This window comes from Gammaproteobacteria bacterium (assembly GCA_029884425.1).
Taxonomy (GTDB): domain Bacteria; phylum Pseudomonadota; class Gammaproteobacteria; order S012-40; family S012-40; genus JAOUHV01.
Genome location: JAOUHV010000002.1, coordinates 67,464 through 86,140, shown reverse-complemented (window position 1 = coordinate 86,140; position 18,677 = coordinate 67,464). Strand labels below are relative to the sequence as shown.

At 49.4% G+C, this 18,677-nt stretch carries 12 protein-coding genes and 2 tRNA genes; 12 read left to right on the top strand and 2 right to left on the bottom strand.

All coding sequences use genetic code 11. From position 1 onward, the window contains the following. Positions 1-237 precede the first annotated feature (237 nt). From lon to OEW58_00925, 6 genes are all read left to right on the top strand, one after another. On the top strand, positions 238-2,667 hold the full coding sequence (gene lon / locus OEW58_00950) for an endopeptidase La (GenBank protein MDH5299916.1): 2,430 nt from the start codon (positions 238-240) through the stop codon (positions 2,665-2,667). Between the two features lie 152 nt (positions 2,668-2,819). Beyond that, a complete protein-coding gene (locus OEW58_00945; protein MDH5299915.1) occupies positions 2,820-3,092 on the top strand; it encodes an HU family DNA-binding protein in 273 nt (90 codons plus the stop codon). A 146-nt stretch (positions 3,093-3,238) separates the two neighbouring features. Further along, a tRNA-Val gene (locus OEW58_00940) sits at positions 3,239-3,314 on the top strand. A 5-nt stretch (positions 3,315-3,319) separates the two neighbouring features. After that, a tRNA-Asp gene (locus tag OEW58_00935) sits at positions 3,320-3,396 on the top strand. An 88-nt stretch (positions 3,397-3,484) separates the two neighbouring features. After that, on the top strand, positions 3,485-5,368 hold the full coding sequence (locus tag OEW58_00930; GenBank protein MDH5299914.1) for a SurA N-terminal domain-containing protein: 1,884 nt from the start codon (positions 3,485-3,487) through the stop codon (positions 5,366-5,368). A 91-nt stretch (positions 5,369-5,459) separates the two neighbouring features. After that, entirely contained in the window at positions 5,460-6,764 is a 1,305-nt protein-coding gene (locus OEW58_00925; protein ID MDH5299913.1) for a dicarboxylate/amino acid:cation symporter, read from the top strand. Positions 6,765-6,819: 55 nt separating this feature from the next. Here the strand turns inward: OEW58_00925 and groL are convergent, their stop codons facing one another. Both groL and groES read right to left on the bottom strand, forming a co-directional pair. After that, positions 6,820-8,451, bottom strand: a complete 1,632-nt coding sequence (gene groL / locus OEW58_00920; GenBank protein ID MDH5299912.1) for a chaperonin GroEL — start codon at positions 8,449-8,451, stop codon at positions 6,820-6,822. Between the two features lie 34 nt (positions 8,452-8,485). After that, positions 8,486-8,776, bottom strand: a complete 291-nt coding sequence (gene groES, locus OEW58_00915) for a co-chaperone GroES (protein MDH5299911.1) — start codon at positions 8,774-8,776, stop codon at positions 8,486-8,488. Positions 8,777-9,027: 251 nt separating this feature from the next. Here groES and OEW58_00910 point away from each other — a divergent pair, with 251 nt between their 5' ends. From OEW58_00910 to msrA, 6 genes are all read left to right on the top strand, one after another. Then, positions 9,028-11,187 carry a glycosyltransferase gene (locus OEW58_00910; GenBank protein MDH5299910.1) on the top strand — a complete coding sequence of 720 codons (2,160 nt, stop codon included), beginning with the start codon at positions 9,028-9,030 and terminating at the stop codon, positions 11,185-11,187. Beyond that, positions 11,184-12,041, top strand: a complete 858-nt coding sequence (locus tag OEW58_00905) for an HAD-IIB family hydrolase (GenBank protein MDH5299909.1) — start codon at positions 11,184-11,186, stop codon at positions 12,039-12,041. The genes OEW58_00910 and OEW58_00905 overlap by 4 nt, the downstream gene beginning before the upstream one ends. 60 nt (positions 12,042-12,101) lie before the next feature. Further along, positions 12,102-14,060 (top strand): alpha-amylase family protein, encoded by a 1,959-nt coding sequence (locus OEW58_00900; GenBank protein ID MDH5299908.1) that lies wholly within the window; start codon positions 12,102-12,104, stop codon positions 14,058-14,060. A gap of 231 nt (positions 14,061-14,291) precedes the next feature. After that, positions 14,292-16,319 (top strand): methyl-accepting chemotaxis protein, encoded by a 2,028-nt coding sequence (locus OEW58_00895; protein MDH5299907.1) that lies wholly within the window; start codon positions 14,292-14,294, stop codon positions 16,317-16,319. Positions 16,320-16,559: 240 nt separating this feature from the next. Then, positions 16,560-17,978 (top strand): dNTP triphosphohydrolase, encoded by a 1,419-nt coding sequence (gene dgt, locus OEW58_00890; GenBank protein MDH5299906.1) that lies wholly within the window; start codon positions 16,560-16,562, stop codon positions 17,976-17,978. Positions 17,979-18,002: 24 nt separating this feature from the next. Then, entirely contained in the window at positions 18,003-18,656 is a 654-nt protein-coding gene (gene msrA, locus OEW58_00885) for a peptide-methionine (S)-S-oxide reductase MsrA (GenBank protein ID MDH5299905.1), read from the top strand. Positions 18,657-18,677: the final 21 nt, after the last annotated feature.

The following is an 18,677-nucleotide window of genomic DNA, read 5'->3' as shown; positions in this document are numbered from 1 at the left end:
TTTGTTTTAGGCCTTGAAAAAAGCGCTGAATGCACTTATATCTGCAGCAGGACACGCATTTATTGTCCGCGCAACGCACACACTCATTCCATTTTGCATCTTGTTGATCTGGCGGAGATATTGCAGCGACGCATTGAACATGTTGGCATTTCGTTTTTTTCAACGCGATGGCGTTGCCGAAAAACGAAGTGTCGACAAAATGGCGGAAGCCGGTAGTAAAAGTAAGAGGGTATCCTTATGGACCAGACTGATAAGACTTCTGAATTAATTGACGATCAAATGGTTGTTATGCCCGTTTTGCCTTTGCGAGACGTGGTGGTATACCCCCACATGGTCATTCCTTTGTTTGTTGGGCGTGACAAATCCATCAAGGCGCTTGAAGCAGCGATGGAAGAAGATAAGCAGATTTTGCTGGTTGCGCAAAAAAGTGCGGCTGAAGATGAACCCAAGATCGAAGATATTTACCGCGTCGGTACGGTCTCAAGTATTTTGCAGTTGCTGAAACTGCCCGATGGCACGGTCAAGGTCTTGGTAGAGGGACTGCGTCGTACAAAAATTATTCACTTCCTCGGTGGCAAGGAATATTTTTCTGCGCAAGTCGCTGCAGTTGAAGAAGCTGCGCTGGATGAGCGTGAGGAAGATGTGATGATGCGTTCCATCATCACCCAGTTCGATCAATACGTAAAACTGAACAAAAAAGTACCGCCAGAAATTTTAACTTCATTGTCCGGAATCGAAGAACCCGGTCGTTTGGCGGACACCATTGCAGCGCATATGTCGCTGAAAATTGACGAGAAACAAAAAGCCCTGGAAACGTTTGACCTGCGCGAACGTTTTGAATTGCTGATGGGCGTCATGGAATCTGAAATCGATATCCTTGAAGTGGAAAAGCGTATTCGTGGTCGCGTGAAACGCCAGATGGAAAAGAGTCAGCGCGAATACTATTTGAATGAGCAGATGAAGGCCATTCAAAAAGAGCTGGGCGATATGGATGAAGCGCCTAACGAAGTGGACGAGCTGCAAGAGCGGATCGATACCTCGGGCATGAGCGTGGAAGCCAAAGAAAAAGCCACCTCTGAGTTGAATAAGCTGAAAATGATGTCGCCGATGGCTGCGGAAGCGACGGTTGTTCGCAACTACATTGACTGGCTGGTGACCGTGCCGTGGAAAAAACGCACCAAAGTGCGTCACGATCTGGTGCTGGCGCAAGAAGTGCTGGATGCGGATCACTATGGCTTGGAAAAAGTCAAAGAACGTATTCTTGAATATCTCGCAGTGCAAAAGCGCGTGAAGAAACTCAAGGGTTCCGTTCTGTGCCTGGTGGGACCGCCTGGGGTTGGTAAAACCTCGTTGGGACGCTCCATTGCGCGTGCGACCAATCGCAAGTTCGTGCGGATGTCCTTGGGTGGGGTGCGTGACGAGGCTGAGATTCGCGGTCACCGTCGGACCTATATCGGTTCCATGCCGGGTAAAATTGTGCAAAACATGGCCAAGGTGGAAGTGCGTAATCCGCTATTCCTGCTGGACGAAATTGACAAGATGTCCATGGATTTTCGCGGTGATCCGTCATCAGCAATGTTGGAAGTGCTGGATCCCGAGCAAAACAGTACATTTGTTGATCACTACCTGGAAGTGGATTACGACTTGTCCGAAGTTATGTTTATTGCTACGGCCAACAGTCTGAATATTCCCGCTCCTCTGCTTGACCGGATGGAAGTAATTCGGATTCCCGGTTATACCGAGGACGAAAAGGTGGCAATTACAAAGCGTTACCTTGTTGCCAAGCAAATGAACAATTGCGGTCTGAAAGAAAGCGAGCTGGTACTGGATGATGACGCAGTGCGTGACATTATTCGTTATTACACGCGCGAAGCGGGCGTTCGTAACTTGGATCGTGAAGTTTCGAAGATTTGCCGCAAGGTGGTGAAGGAAATATTACTTTCCAAGGATATCACCAGCATCACCGTAACCAGTGAAAATCTCGAGAAATATTTGGGTGTGAAGCGTCATCGTTTTGGTCGTGCAGAAGAGCGTGATCAAGTGGGGCAGGTCACTGGATTGGCTTGGACCGAAGTCGGCGGCGACTTGCTGACGATTGAGGCTACCGTTGTTCCTGGCAAGGGTAAGATGACCGTGACCGGTCAGTTGGGTGACGTGATGAAAGAGTCTGTGCAGGCTGCTACCACGGTTGTGCGTAGTCGTGCGGCTGTGTTGGGTATCTCGCCAGATTTTTACGAGAAACGCGATATTCACATTCACGTTCCAGAAGGCGCTATTCCCAAAGACGGTCCCAGTGCAGGTATCGCCATGTGCACAACCCTGGTTTCTGTGCTGACCAGTATCCCGGTTAAAGCGGATGTTGCGATGACGGGTGAAATCACATTGCGTGGCGAAGTTTTGCCCATCGGTGGATTGAAAGAGAAGTTGCTGGCTGCGCACCGGGGTGGAATTAAGACTGTCATTATTCCTGAAGAGAATCGACGCGATCTTGCTGAAATTCCCAAGAATATTTTACAGGATATCGATATTCATCCGGTGAAGTGGATTGAAGAGGTGCTAGAAATTGCGTTACAGCACATGCCTGATCCCATTGATGAGACGGTTGTTATCGAAGAAACAGAAAAAGGAAATGCAGACGAGAAAAATCGATCAACGATTCAGCATTAAATTTCTTTTTTTGCGCGATAAAACGAAAACGGGGGGTGTTTGCTTGACAGCAGCCGGTGTCAGCCGGTATAACATCCCCCCACAAACGAAAACACTGATTAAAGCCGCCGACGGCGGCTTTAATTTTGACACCGCGAAGAGAGGAGTTGCGTGTGAACAAAGCAGAATTGGTTGACGCTATTGCCGAATCCGCCGACCTTTCTAAAGCTTCGGCTGCAAGAGCTTTGGATGCGATGATTGATGCCTTGACTGGAGCCATGAAGAAAGGCGACTCAGTTTCCCTGGTTGGTTTTGGTACGTTCAGCGTTAAAGAACGTGCAGCTCGTACGGGCCGTAACCCACGTACTGGCGAAGAGATTAAAATTGCTGCGGCCAAGGTTCCCGGATTTAAGCCTGGCAAAACACTGAAGGATGCAGTAAACTAGCGCCCGATTTCGCGCACTGCGCCTAGGTGATTTGATAGGGCGTAGTAAGTCTCGGTTTGAGACTCTTCTGTAAAAAAGTTCAATAATTGATTGAATTTATGCTTGAAAAGGCAATATTGTTACAGTAGAATGCGCACCACGGTTTTGGGTGGTTAGCTCAGCTGGGAGAGCATCGCCCTTACAAGGCGAGGGTCGCAGGTTCGATCCCTGCACCACCCACCAAATCCGGAGCGGTAGTTCAGATGGTTAGAATACCGGCCTGTCACGCCGGGGGTCGCGGGTTCGAGCCCCGTCCGCTCCGCCAATACTCGATAAAGGGGTGCTTTACAAAAGCACCCCTTTTTTTTACTCTCTTAAAACCAAATTTTTCAATTATTTAGGAATCTGGCTTTATGCTGCAAGTCATTCGAGATCGGGTACAGGGCGTCATCGTTTGGTTTATCGTTGGGGCAATCGTGGTTTCGTTTGCCCTGTTTGGCATAAATGATTATTTCAGCGGAAATAACCGCGGAACACATGCTGCCGTGGTGAATGGTAAGGAGATCTCGGTATATGAATACCAGGTTGCCTACCAGAATGAACGTGCCCGTATGGAGCAAATGTTTGGCGGACAAATCGATCTGGACATGATGGATCAGCAGATCAAGAACTCTGCCCTGGATCGCGTGATCGACAACGCCTTGATGATGCAGATCGCGTTGGATGAAGGTTTCCGGATTTCGGATCAGCATGTGGCCGAGCAGATTCAGGCCATTGATGCGTTCCATGACAATGGTCAGTTTTCGCAGGAAATGTACACGCAAAAATTGCGTGCTGCGGGTGAAACGCCAGCCGGATTTGAGCAGCGCATCCGCCATTCATTGTTGACAGATCAGTTGATGATGGGAGTTGCCGCGACGGGATTCGCGACCAAGGTGGAAATCGAGCAATCCTATCGTGTAAGCAAGCAGCAGCGCGAAATTTCCTATTTCATAGTTGACCGCAACAAATTCAAAGACAGCGCCAAAGTTGCGGAAGCGGACGTGGTTGCGTTTTATGAAGCGAACAAAGATAAATACATGACACCGGAAATGGTCAGTCTTGAGTATTTGGAACTGACCATGGATTCCGCAATGGCGGAAGTATCTGTTACTGAAGATGATTTGAAGTCAGCCTACGATACGCAAAAAGCACGATTCACCGAACCTGTTCAAGTTAAAGCCAGCCACATCCTGATCGAAACAGGCAGTGATGCTGCTGCAGCCAAAGCCAAGGCCGAAGCCTTGTATGCTCGTCTGCAAAAGGGTGAGGATTTTGCGAAATTGGCCAAAGAAAATTCGCAGGATCCAGGTTCCGCTGATAAGGGTGGTGATTTGGGATATTTTGGCGCCGGCATCATGGACAAAGCTTTCGAAGAAGCATCGTTTGCACTGAAAGTGGGCGAGTTGTCCAAGCCAGTACGCTCCGAGTTTGGCTATCACTTGATTAAAGTGTCTGACCGTCGTGGTGGTCAGGGCAAAACCTTTGCTGAAGTTCGCGCACAGTTGGAAAACGATTTGAAGCGTGATCGCGCCAAGCGAATTTTTGTCGACAAATTGGATACGTTCTCAACGTTGGCGTTTGAACATCCAGAATCATTGGATGCGCTGGTGGACGAGTTGAAGCTGCCACGCAAGGTTACGCCAATGTTCCCACGTCAGGGAGGCCCAGGCATTGCGGAAAACCGCAAAGTGGCTGAGGTGGCATTTAGTAACGCGGTGCTGGAAGATCAGCTGAACAGTGAAGTGATTGAAATCAGTGACCAAAGTTCGGTTGTGGTACGTGTGAAAGAACGCAAGCCTGCAGAACAGCGTCCATTGGCGCAGATGCGTGCCATGATCGAAGGTCAGTTGAAAGACAAGCAGGCCAGTGAAACAGCGAAAGCAAAAGCTGAAGCGCTGTTGGCTGAGCTCAAGGCAGGTAAAAAACCTGCGGACAAAGAGTTCTCCTCCTTTGCACGTAAATGGATTGCGCGAGACAACCAGGAAGCCAATGCTGAGTTGAGTCGTCACTTGTTTGCCATGGGCAGACCAGCGGCGGATGCAGCTAATCACGATGTGGTTGTTATGAGTGGCGGCGATGTTGCGGTGGTGAGTTTGCACGGGATTCGTGATGGCGATGTTAGCGCGATGACTGCTGAAGACAAAAACACCACAACCCAGCAATTGGAAAATGCGACTGCAGTTGCAGATTTCACTGCGTTTCTCGCAGAGCTGAAGAAAAAAGCGGAAATTGAGCGCTTCCCAGGTAATCTCTAAACGGGAATCGCAACCGATTAAAAACGGCACCTACGGGTGCCGTTTTTGTCTCTGAATATTTTTGCCATCAAACGACAAGCGAGATCATGACATGCAAAAAAATACGGACGTGACCAGGAAAATCTTGATTTGGATGTTGGCCGGATTGATGGTGGGCAGCGTGATCAATATGTTCGCAGCCAATCAGGATTGGGTTCGTGTGTATTTCACCGATGGACTGTTCCATGTGATTGGAGCGATGTTTGTCAGCTTGCTGAAAATGCTGGTCGTACCGTTGGTGACATTTTCGTTGATTTGCGGCGTATGTGGTCTGGGAGATATCAACAAACTGGGGCGAGTGGGAGGCAAGTCATTGGGCTTGTTTCTGTTGACTACGGCGTTGGCGATTAGTCTGGCCATTGCGTTGGCATTGATCGTCGAGCCAGGCAAAGGATTTGATTTGACGGCTAACACCAGCACGTTTGTTGCGCCGGAAGCTCCGCCGTTGACTCAGGTGTTGATTGATCTGATACCGTCCAATCCAGTAGCAGCATTCGCCAGTGGCAATATGCTGCAAATTATTTTCTTTGTGGTGATGTTTGGTATTTGCGTAGTGATGTTGGGCGAGCGCGGCAAACCCATTGTCGATCTGTCGTCACGACTTAATGACATTATGATGCAACTGGTAACGCTGGTGATGCAGGTTGCGCCGTATGGTGTATTTGCGCTGATGGCCAAAGCGTTCGCGAATCAGGGGCTGGGTCTGATCGTGCCGATGTTTGCGTATTTTTCAGTGGTGGTGCTTGCGTTGCTGTTGCACTTGACGGGTACGCTGATGATTTTGCTCAAGGTGTTTGGTCGGGTTAATCCCTGGATGTTTTTGCGCAAAATGCGCGAGGTGCAGTTATTTGCCTTTAGTACATCCAGTTCAAATGCCACCTTGCCCGTGACCTTGAAAACAGCGGAGCAGCGCTTGGGGGTGGATAACTCGACTGCCTCATTCGTGGTTCCATTGGGTGCTACCATCAACATGGATGGTACGGCGATCATGCAGGGTGTGGCGACTGTGTTTATTGCCAACGTGTACGGTGTTGAGTTGGGTGTGACAGGCTATCTGGTGGTGATTGCGATGGCCGTGTTGGCATCGATTGGTACCGCCGGCGTACCGGGCGTAGGTTTGATTATGCTGGCGATGGTGTTGCACCAGGTAGGCTTGCCGGTGGAAGGCATTGCGTTAATCATGGGTGTGGATCGCTTGCTCGATATGATGCGAACGGCGGTGAATGTGACCGGCGATGCGATGGTGTCGGTGATTGTGGCGGGCAGTGAAAATACACTGGACAGACAGCGCTACGATGATCCACGCGCCGGCGATGCCGAAGAAGTCGTGCATCTTCCTCATGGTGACGCAAAATAATCAGCCATAAAAAAGCCCCGCAATGCGGGGCTTTTAAGTTGTGGCGCGGTGATGATTACATCATGCCCATGTCGCCCATGCCACCACCGGCAGGCGCTGCAGCTTCGGCCTTTGGCTTTTCAGCAATCATGGCTTCGGTTGTCAGCATCAAACCAGCGATGGACGCGGCGTTTTGCAGTGCAGAACGCGTGACCTTGGTTGGATCCAGGATACCCATGGCAACCATGTCGCCGAACTCACCGGTGGCCGCGTTGTAACCAAAATTGCCTTTACCTTCGGCAACCTTGTTGACGATCACGGAAGGTTCGTCGCCAGCGTTGGCCACGATTTGACGCAGAGGCTCTTCCATTGCACGACGTGCGATGCGGATACCAACGTCTTGGTCGTGGTTGTCGCCTTTCAGATCCTTGATGGCTTGCAGGGCGCGAATCAGCGCAACGCCACCGCCAGGGACGATGCCTTCTTCAACCGCTGCGCGTGTGGCGTGCAGTGCGTCGTCGATGCGATCTTTCTTTTCTTTCATTTCAACTTCAGTGGCTGCGCCAACTTTGATGACGGCAACACCGCCAGCCAGTTTGGCAATGCGCTCTTGCAGTTTTTCCTTGTCGTAGTCAGAAGAAGTTTCTGCCAACTGCGCGCGGATTTGTGCAAGACGTGCATCCAGTTCGGCTTTGCTGCCAGCGCCGTCAACGATGGTGGTGTTCTCTTTGGTGATAACCACTTTTTTCGCAGTGCCAAGTTGATCCAGGGTAGCTTGATCCAATGACAGACCAACTTCTTCAGAGATCACCTGACCACCGGTCAGGATGGCGATGTCTTGCAGCATGGCTTTACGGCGGTCGCCGAAACCAGGTGCCTTCACCGCAGCCACTTTCAGAATGCCGCGCATGTTGTTAACTACCAGCGTTGCCAATGCTTCGCCTTCGAGGTCTTCAGCGATAATCACCAGTGCTTTGCCAGTTTTGGAAACTGCTTCCAGAGCGGGCAGCATTTCGCGGATGTTGGAGATTTTCTTGTCAGTTACCAGGATGAATGGTGCATCCAGTTCGGCCTGCATTTTTTCAGCGTTATTGACGAAGTAGGGTGACAGGTAGCCACGGTCGAACTGCATGCCTTCAACCACGTCCAGCTCGTCTTGCAGGCTGGAGCCTTCTTCAACGGTGATAACGCCTTCTTTGCCGACCTTTTCCATGGCTTGTGCAATCAGGCCGCCGATGGTGTGGTCGGAGTTGGCAGAAATAGTGCCGACCTGTTCAATGGCTTTGTTGTCGGTGCATGGCTTGGACTGTTTTTTCAGATCGGCTACGGCAGCGGCAGTGGCTTTGTCGATACCGCGTTTCAGATCCATCGGGTTCATGCCGGAAGCAACGGCCTTCATGCCTTCGTTCAGGATGCTTTGCGCCAATACGGTCGCGGTGGTGGTGCCATCGCCGGCGACGTCAGCGGTTTTGGAAGAAACTTCCTTCACCATCTGTACGCCCATGTTCTCAAACTTGTCTTCCAGGTTGATTTCTTTGGCAACGGACACACCGTCTTTGGTGACGGTTGGGGCGCCGTAGCCTTTTTCCAGCACAACATTGCGGCCCTTGGGGCCCAGGGTTACTTTAACCGCGTTGGCCAGGACGTTTACGCCGGCCAGCATTTTTTGGCGGGCAACGGTGGAAAATAGAATTTCTTTTGCACTCATGATGTAACTCTCCAATCAAACCTTATATTTACGATTAGCCTTCGATGACAGCGAACAGGTCGTCTTCTTTCATCACCAGCAGTTGCTGGCCATCGACCTTGATTTCGGTGCCGGAAAATTTGCCGAACAGCACTTTGTCACCTTTTTTCACGGACATGGCGCGACTCTCGCCATTGTCGAGTACGCGGCCGGAGCCTGCGGCAACGATTTCGCCCATCTGAGGCTTTTCCTGTGCGGAACCTGGGAGCACGATGCCACCGGCGGATTTGGTTTCGTTATCCAACCGCTTAACGATGACACGGTCATGCAAAGGACGAATGTTCACGTTGTTAATCCTCCTGAAGAATTAAGTAGTTCAGTTTGTTATACAAAAAATAAGCACACATAAAACGGCTGACGGCTAAATGGGGTTGGTGGCGGTGATTTCAAGGGGGGAGGATGAAAATTTTTATGAGGCAGGCGGGAATTTGCAATCTCGGGGCGGCTGGGGTAGGGTAAATAATCTGAGCTTGAAAGTACGCATAAATCAATCAGTTATCACGGAATGTGGCCGTGACCGAACTTTGAGAAACGATGATGAGTCACCAGAGCTGCGGGCTGTACATTGTGTTGATCAGTGTGCATGGCCTGATACGAGGAAAAAATCTGGAGTTGGGCCGCGATGCCGACACCGGTGGGCAGACGTTGTACGTGGTTGAGCTGGCCAGGGCGTTGGCGCAGTTGCCGGCGGTTGGACGGGTTGATTTGGTCACCCGACGCGTGGTTGATCCGCAAGTGGCCGAGGACTATGGCGAGCCGCTTGAAGAGTTGGGGCCGACCGCAAAAATTGTACGCATTTCCGCCGGGCCAGACGGTTATATCGCCAAAGAGCAGATTTGGGATCATCTGGACAGTTTCGTTGATAACACCGTCGAATACCTTCGCGCACAGGCGCGACCACCAGATGTGGTGCACAGCCATTACGCCGATGCCGGCTATGTGGGCAGCAGCGTAGCGCACCAACTGGGCATTCCACTCATTCACACCGGACATTCGTTGGGCCGGGTCAAGCAACTGCGATTACTCGCCAGTGGTTTGAGTCACGACGATATCGAAAATCGCTACTGCATGCGTCGACGGATTGATGCCGAGGAACAAACCCTGGCGGCAGCCGAGCGGGTGATTACCAGTACGCGGCAGGAAATTCAGGAACAGTACGAACTGTACGATCACTATCAGCCGGAACAGATGCGGGTGATACCGCCTGGGACGGATGTGCAAAAGTTTGTTCCGGTGCAAGGGGATGAATATTCCAGCGACATTTATAGTGAACTGTGTCGATTTTTGCGGGCTCCGGAAAAGCCGATAATTCTGGCGCTGTCACGTGCCGATAGACGTAAAAATATTGTTGCGCTGCTTGAAGCCTACGGTCAGTCTCCGCAACTACAGCAGTATGCCAATCTGGTAATCGTCGCCGGTAATCGTGATGATATTGACGATCTGGACGCTGGCGCCCAGGAGTTTTTTCGAGAACTGCTGGTGTGTATGGATCGGTATGATCTGTACGGAAAAATTGCTTTACCCAAACATCATCAGCGCAATGACGTGTCGATGTTTTATCGTTTGGCGGCAAGCAGCGGCGGTGTTTTTGTTAACCCGGCGTTGACCGAACCCTTTGGCCTGACTTTGATTGAGGCTGCCGCGTCCGGTTTGCCGATTGTTGCCACCGAAGACGGTGGGCCAAAGGACATCATTGGTAACTGTGGCAATGGCATATTGATCGATCCGCTGGACACGCTAACCATCAGCAATGCCCTGATCCGATTATTGGGCGACAAAAAATATTGGCAGCACTGTGCGAAAAATGGCATGAGTGGTGTAACAGAGCATTATTCATGGTTGGCACATGCACAAAGTTATTTGAAGCTGCTGCAGCCGTTGCTTGCCGGCACCGAAACGTTACAACGCCGTCCAGCGGTGCGGCGCACGGAACTGTATCGTGACAGAGCCATTTTCAGTGACATTGATCAAAATCTTTTGGGTGACAAGGACAGTTTGCAGCAGTTGATTCAGCTGTTACGAATCCGTCGAAAAGATGCTGTTTTTGGTATTGCCACGGGACGACGCCTGGATTCGGCACTGCGGATTATGCGCAGCCACGGCATACCTGAACCGGATATTCTGATTACCAGTTGCGGCACAGAAATTTATTACGCACCAGAACTGACCGCTGATGAACTTTGGTTTAAACATATCGATTATCGCTGGACACCGCAGGTGGTGCGTCGGCTGCTTGATGGGCTGCCAGGATTACGTTTGCAGGCGAAGAACGAGCAGAGTCGGTACAAAGTGAGTTTCTACTATGACTCTAGCATCGCACCGCCCATGGAAGAGATTCAAGGCTTAATTCACCAGGAAGATTTGGCGGTGAATATCAACATAGCATTTGGCCAGTTTCTCGACATCACGCCGATTCGTGCCAGCAAAGGAATGGCGCTGCGGTATGCTGCCAATCGCTGGCAAATTCCGCTTAATCATGTTTTTGTCGCTGGTGGTTCCGGTGCCGATGAAGACATGATGCGTGGAAACACGCTGGCAGCAGTCATCGCCAATCGCCACCACGAAGAGCTGTCCCAGTTGGCGGATAACCGCAATATTTATTTTGCACGCCAGGCGTTTGCTGCAGGGATTTTGGAGTCGCTGGAGCATTATGATTTTTTCAACAGCTGTCGCGCAGCAGAACCGATGACATTATGAGTAAAAATAAAGTTTTGTTGTGTACGGATATGGATAGAACCGTGATTCCAAATGGCGATCAACCGGAATCAACTCAAGCCAGGGTGCTTTTCTCCGCGCTGTGTCAATCGCCGGAAATTGTGCTGGCGTATGTCAGTGGGCGTGATGTTGGGTTAGTGAAAGAAGCTATTCGTACTTATTTATTGCCTACTCCTCAATTTGTGATTAGCGACGTCGGCAGCAAAATTTATCACGTGGATCATGATCGCTGGACTGAGTTGGAGGTATGGTCACGTAAAATGGATCAGGCCTGGGCAGGAAAACATGCGGTTGACTTGCAACGAATGTTTGAAGATTTGACTTGTCTGACATTGCAGGAGGATGAAAAGCAAAATATACACAAGCTTAGTTACTACGTGCCGTTATCTGAAGATTACGTCGCAGTGTTGTCAATGTTACAGGCGCGACTGCAAACGGTAGATGTCCACGCCAACTTGATCTGGAGCGTAGATGATATTGAGCATGTTGGTTTATTGGATATCCTGCCAGCGAATGCGTCCAAATTGCATGCAGTGAGATTTCTGCGTGATTACTTGCAAATGTCCACAGATGAAGTTGTCTTTGCCGGTGATAGCGGCAACGATCTGGATATCATGGCCAGCGAAATACCTTCAGTGCTGGTCGCCAATGCCAGCGATGAAGTGAGAAGAGAGGCAAGGCTGTTGGCCGAGCAGCAAGGTCATTTATCTCAACTGTACTTTGCCAAGGGAAACTGGCTGGGAATGAATGGCAATTATTCTGCGGGTGTTCTTGAGGGAGCGAGTCATTATTTTCCAGGCTTGCGAGAAAAAATAAAGGCAATGCATATTTTGTGAATGCCATGCAAATATCCATCATGCCGTATCTCGAATCAGTGACAACTGGAAAAAAATCGTATGTATGAACAAGTGTCTCATTCTTTGCTCAATAATATTCTGAATAAGCTGAAACCGGAAATTCGCAAGCGTGACTTGCGGCATTTTTACACCCGACTTGGGGCTAATTTTTACGCTATTCACTCCCTGTTTAAGCGTCTGTATGGTGACAGAGATGATTTTGAAACGCAGATGTTGCGTTTGGTTGAAACCATGGCCAGCAACTACATTCGGCGACCGGATGCGTTCAAGGCAATCGATGTGGCGCGTGAAAGTGACCACAATTGGTTCTTGAGTCAAAGATGGGTTGGCATGGCGCTGTACAGCGATGGTTTCGCCGGTGATTTGTGCGGGCTGCAAGAGCGCCTGGGATATTTTCAGGAGTTAGGCGTCAATCTTGTCCACATTATGCCCATCATGCTGTGTCCGGTGGGGAAAAGTGATGGCGGATATGCGGTGAGTGATTTCAGGCAGGTTGACCCACGCGTCGGCACGCTTGAGGATTTGCAGGGATTGTCCGCAGAAATGCGTCAGCGGGATATTCTGCTGGTGTTGGACGTGGTGGTAAATCATACCTCGAACGAACATGAGTGGGCGCAAAAGGCGCGAGCCGGTGATGCTCTATTTCAGGATTATTTTTACACCTTTGAAAATCGCACCGTGCCCGATATGTTCGAGCAAAACATGCTGGAGATTTTTCCCGAAACATCGCCAGGAAATTTTACCTGGGATGAGGAAATGAATCGCTGGGTAATGACGGTATTTAATTCCTATCAGTGGGATTTGAATTATAGCAATCCCAAAGTGTTTATAGAGATGCTAGATGTTATTTTGTATTGGGCAAATCAGGGGGCGGATATATTGCGCCTTGATGCCGTTGCCTTTCTGTGGAAAAAAGTAGGTAGCCAGTGCCAGAACGAGCGCGAAGCGCATTTGATTTTGCAGCTGTTCAAGGATTGTTGTCAGGTCACGGCTCCTGGTGTGCTGTTTATTGCAGAGGCGATTGTAGCGCCGGTGGAAGTCGCAAAATATTTTGGTGAAGATGCGGTGATCGCCAAGGAATGCGAGATTGCCTATAACGCGACGTTTATGGCGTTGATGTGGGATGCGGTAGCGACGAAAAACGCCAAACTGCTCGCTCAAGGTATAAAAAGTTTGCCGGTAAAACTGGACGGTGCCACCTGGTTAAATTATGTCCGCTGTCACGATGACATCGGTTTTGGTTTTGATGACCAGGACATCGTTACTGTGGGGTATCAGCCGCGCAGTCATCGTCAGTTTTTGCTGGATTACTTCACCGGGAAATTTGAGGAATCACATGCGCGGGGGTTGCCATTTGGCAGCAACCAGAAAACCGGTGATGCGCGAATTTCAGGGACGTTGGCATCCTTGGTGGGTTTGGAATACGCACTGGAACAAACGGATGCTCAGGCCATTGATGATGCCATCAAATCGATCCTGTTGTTGCACAGTCTGATTTTGTCTTTTGGTGGAATTCCTTTGATTTATTACGGGGATGAATTGGGAACCCTGAATGACCCTCGGTTCTTGCTGGACGAGATGACTGCTGGAGACAGCCGTTGGGCACATCGCCCCAGGATGGATTGGCAGCGGGCAGAAAAAAGAAATGACGTGGCAACGGTGGAATATAAAATATTCAGTGCCCTAAAAAAAATGATTTCCGTGCGCAAGGAAACTCAGGTGTTTGCGGATTTTAATAATCGTGAGTTGGTCAGCGTAGAAAATCCCCACCTGTTTGTATTCTGCCGCTATGGCGTGTTTAACGCCCAATCTGAAAATGTGTTTGTTATTGCCAACTTTGACACTAATCCACAAAAAATAAATGCTAATGAATTGGCTGCCTGGAACTCATGGCAGTTAAGGCAGTTAAAGGATATTTACACCGGCCGATCTCCGGAAATGTTCAAAGATGATATCGTTGTCCCCCCGCTAAGCTTTTACTGGTTATCGCTCCAGTAATGATCTTAACTCACTGAAAAGTAATTAGTTTAATTATTGGGCTAGTCTGTTTTCTACCTCCCTGGTGTATAGGGCTCGTTGGTGAGTGTGCGTTCTTTCTGCCGCAATGAGCCGTAAAACAACGATTGTTTTGCCGGAATACTGTAACGGCCGTCAGTAAAGAATTACTTGCGACCTGCCGATCACCTCGACGCAAAGAGAATTTTCCACCCGAAAAGGGGAGGGCAGACGGTGAAAAACTGGTTTTATCCTGCAATGTATTTCATGAACCGCATGCGGTTTTTAGCAAAGTTTTCAGTGCTATTCGTGCTGGTTATGGTGCCACTGGTCTTTCTATCCTATGTGGTGATTAGTCGCGTAAGCGATGAAAACGCATACATGCATGGCGAGCAGAAGGGCTTGGAGTATGTGGTCGCCGTACGCGGTGTACTGGAGCCGCTGCAGACCCACCGAGGGCAGACTGCCGTTTACTTGGGGGGAGAACCGTCTTTCAGAGGAAAACTCCTGGCGACCCGACAGTTAGTGGACAAGGGGTTTGAACAGTTAAGGGTGACGGATGCCGAGGTGGGCGTAGCGTTACAAACCGAAGGTAAGTTAGCGCCGATACTGGCTGGATGGCAAAACCTTAAAAACGACTCGCTCAGTGACGACCAGGCCAAGTCATTTACTGACCATACGGCACTGATAGATCAGTTGTTGACACTGATCAGTTACGTTGGTGATACATCGCAAATCGCTCTGGATCCTGCGATAGATAGTTATTATCTCGGGGATGCGGCGGTCAACCGCATTCCTCGACTGCTGGAGTTTATGGGCCAAGCGCGGGCGATGGGTGCCGGTGCGGCAGCAAAAGGGACGCTGAGTAATCGGGAGTTGGTTGAGCTGGCGGTACTGGCCAACAATATTGGTTATCAGACGAACAAAATGAAGGCGGGATTGAACACTGCCATAAAAAATAACCCAGCGCTGGCAGGTAAGATATCAGAGGCTATAGATGAGGTTGTAGCTGATGCAGTCCAATTTAAGGCGCTGCTTGATAGTGAGTTGATTCACAAGGATGTTATTACCGTATCCGCATCAACCGTATTTAATGCTGCCACCAGCAGTATTACCAAAATGTACGGTTTGTTTGATATCGTCGCACCGGAGTTGGACGGGTTATGGGAAGGTCGGGTAGCGGAAAATGCTCGGTTTGAGGCGCTGGAAATTGTTGGTGTGGTGGCAGTACTGCTGGTGATATTTTATCTGTTTGCCGGCTTGTATTTGTCTATTGAAACCGCAGTCAAGAAAATTGAAGTCGTGGCTGGCAGTATGGCGGGAGGCGATTTGAGTGTTCGGCTGTTTGTTGATACCCGCGACGAAATGCGTGATATTGCGCAGCATTTCAACAAAATGGCAGAGGTTTTTGAATCATCCATTAAGCGTATCGCATCGGCGACAACACAATTGGCGGCGGCGTCTGAGGAAGTGGCGGCGGTAGCGCAGGAAAGTGCCGGCAATCTTTCAAATCAGCGTGCCGAGACAGATCAAGTTGCTACGGCAATGAATGAGATGGCCTCCACTGTGCAGGAAGTGGCGCGCAGTGCCAGTGATGCGGCGACGGCGGCATCGAATGCAGATAAAGAGGCAAGTAGTGGTCGACAAATTGTCAAGCAAGCCTCTGAGTCCATTGAACGTCTGGCGAGCGAAGTTCAGCGTTCATCAGAAGTGATTAACAAAGTCGCTGACGACAGTGTGGAAATCGGCGCGGTACTGGATGTCATCAAAGGCATTGCCGAACAAACCAATCTGTTGGCACTGAATGCCGCGATCGAAGCGGCCCGTGCTGGCGAGCAAGGTCGAGGCTTTGCGGTGGTGGCTGACGAAGTTCGTACTCTGGCGGGTCGTACGCAAGAGTCAACTTCCGAAATCGAGGCTATGATCGAAAAACTGCAGACCAGCGCCAAAAATGCGGTCAGTGCGATGAAGTCAGGTCAGGAACAGGCGAAAATTGGCGTAGAGCATACCACCAAGGCGGGTTCTGCCCTGGATGCAATCGCACAGGCGGTGGCGGTAATCAGTCAGATGAACACGCAAATCGCCAGTGCCGCTGAAGAACAGAGCATTACTGCCGACGAGATGAACAAAAACATTGTTAATATCAGCAATCTTTCTGAGCAAACAGCGGAAAGTGCGCAGCAAAGTACCGCATCTGCAGAAGAGCTGTCATCGTTAGCGATCGAGCTTCAAGGTTTGGTTAATAACTTCAAAGTTTCCTAAGGTATTAAATGCATTGATATTCGCCCGGTTCGCCGGGCTTTTTTTTGTCCATAACAATCCGAAACCTCGTTTATTGATATCCCTGTCTTCGTAAAACCTGTGTAAACAGTCGTCGGTTAAAAAAACGCCGGCACGCTAGTTGAAAAATACTACCAAACAGAATTTTGTCTGATGCCGACATAGAAAAATTGTATTTGGTCAGCATCAAATTTCAAAAGCAGATTCAAAACAGGGAAATTTATGCTGTGCAACAAAAAAATTGCGATTGTTGAAAATGACGTCAGGCTTTATACCGATCGATGCGTAGATCGGGATGGTGATTTATCCGTGTCAAGTCAAGAAGCAACGTATAAAAATCCATTCAGATTGGATTACCGCAACCTGATTCGTAGCGATGCATTTCGCCGTTTGGCAGGAAAAACCCAAATGTTCCCAGTGAGCGAACTGGAATGTTTTCGTAACAGGCTGACGCATTCACTGGAAGTTGCAGAGATCGCCGTCGGAATAGCAGAGCGTATCAATCGTCAGTATTCGTACTTCATAAAAAATCCACTTGATTTGAGTCTGATAGAAACCGCCGCGCTGGCGCATGACATCGGTCATCCGCCGTTTGGCCATGAAGGAGAGCGTGCGCTGGATCGCTGCATGAAAGACTATGGAGGGTTTAATTCCAACGCACAAACAGTGCGACTCCTGTCGCGTATTGAAGGTGCATCCATGCTGGGCGAGTATTTGTCAGGCATGGGTGATGATCTCCGTCAGGGACTAAACTTCACCTATCGCACATTGGCGGCAGTGATCAAATATGATCAGGTTCATGCCCATAGTGCAGATGAGGCGGGTTCTGCCGATAGCGGTTATTACCGCCAGGAGATGCCGTTGGTCAATAGAATAAAAATGGCATTGCTGGGAAATTCATTATCTGGTCAATCCCTAAAAACTGTTGAGTGCCACATCATGGATGTGGCTGATGATATTGCCAATGCCTGTTTTGATTTAGACGATGCGTTGCGTTCAGGGCATGTCAATCCATGTCGTCTTTTTAACTTCACACACAGCCAGCTAGTCGGAATGGCAAAAAAAATATCTAAATCTGGAAATGCCAAAGAGATTGGCGCTGACGAAGTTTTTGAAATGATTCAAATCATAATAAATGAATACGGCATTTCTCAGTTTGGCCAGTTTGGCGGTGCATGGGCGGATATTTCAGTAAGTAGGATGGCAGAGTGTGATGCAGCACGAAAAAAATTCATACAGGCCATTGTCAGTGATTTGAATAACGAGATCGAAGTTGAGCTGAATGTTGTTAATCCGGTATTAACCAAGGTGTCTTTGTCTGAAAAATCTCGTTTGCAAGTGGCTCTGTTGAAGGCCATGGTGCATGAGAGCTTGGTGAATTCGCCGGGATTCCGCGCCAAAGAATTTATTAATGCAGAAGTGGTGAGTGGATTGTTTTCTGCGCTGACGACGGAGATTTCTCGTTGTGGCCGTGGGTGTTTGCTGCCGGAGAAGTTTCGAGCCATTTATCAGCGCTTTGAACTGATAGGGGACAAGGAGCAGGCAATGCGTCAGGTGTGTGATTACATTGCCTGTTTGACCGACAAGCAGGCGATTGAAACCTACAGACAATTGCGAATTCCGGCCAGTGTTAATTTTTAACGAGCCATCCAAGGAGGAAAAAGTATGAGTTTTTTATTCAGGACCAGATTGCCCAGTAAAAATGAAGCCCTCGTTGGTCGCGATGCAGTGCGTTTTTTGAAGGAGCCTCATGCAGTGTTTGGTCGGTCATTCACCGATGCTATTGCAGAAAATCATTCGATAGCCAGATTTGCCATGGGGTGCTTTTGGGGAGCCGAACGTCTTTTCTGGCAGGTGGATGGCGTTTATCTCACATGGGTTGGCTACAGTGGAGGTTTTACCAAAAATCCGACTTATCAGGAAGTGTGCAGCGGTAGAACGGGGCACGCAGAAACGGTGCAAGTCATTTATGACTCGTCGCAAGTGAGTTATGCCGAATTGCTGGAAGTCTTTTGGAAAAATCACGATCCGAGCCAGGGGATGCGTCAGGGACATGATGTGGGAACGCAGTACCGCTCTTGTATATTTTTTGCCGATGATGAACAAAAAAAAAGGGCAGTGACCAGCATGAATCATTGGCAGTCGGTTATGCGCGCGCAAGGTTTGGGTGACATAACCACCGAATTGTTGGCTCAGAGCGAGTTTTATCTTGCTGAGGAATTTCATCAGCAGTATCTGGCCAAAAATCCGGGTGCAGTGTGCAGTATCGCATCACCACTCAAGCATTGTCGATCTGACGACATGGTGGTGATGAGTTAAAAGGCTTCCGAATAAACGTCG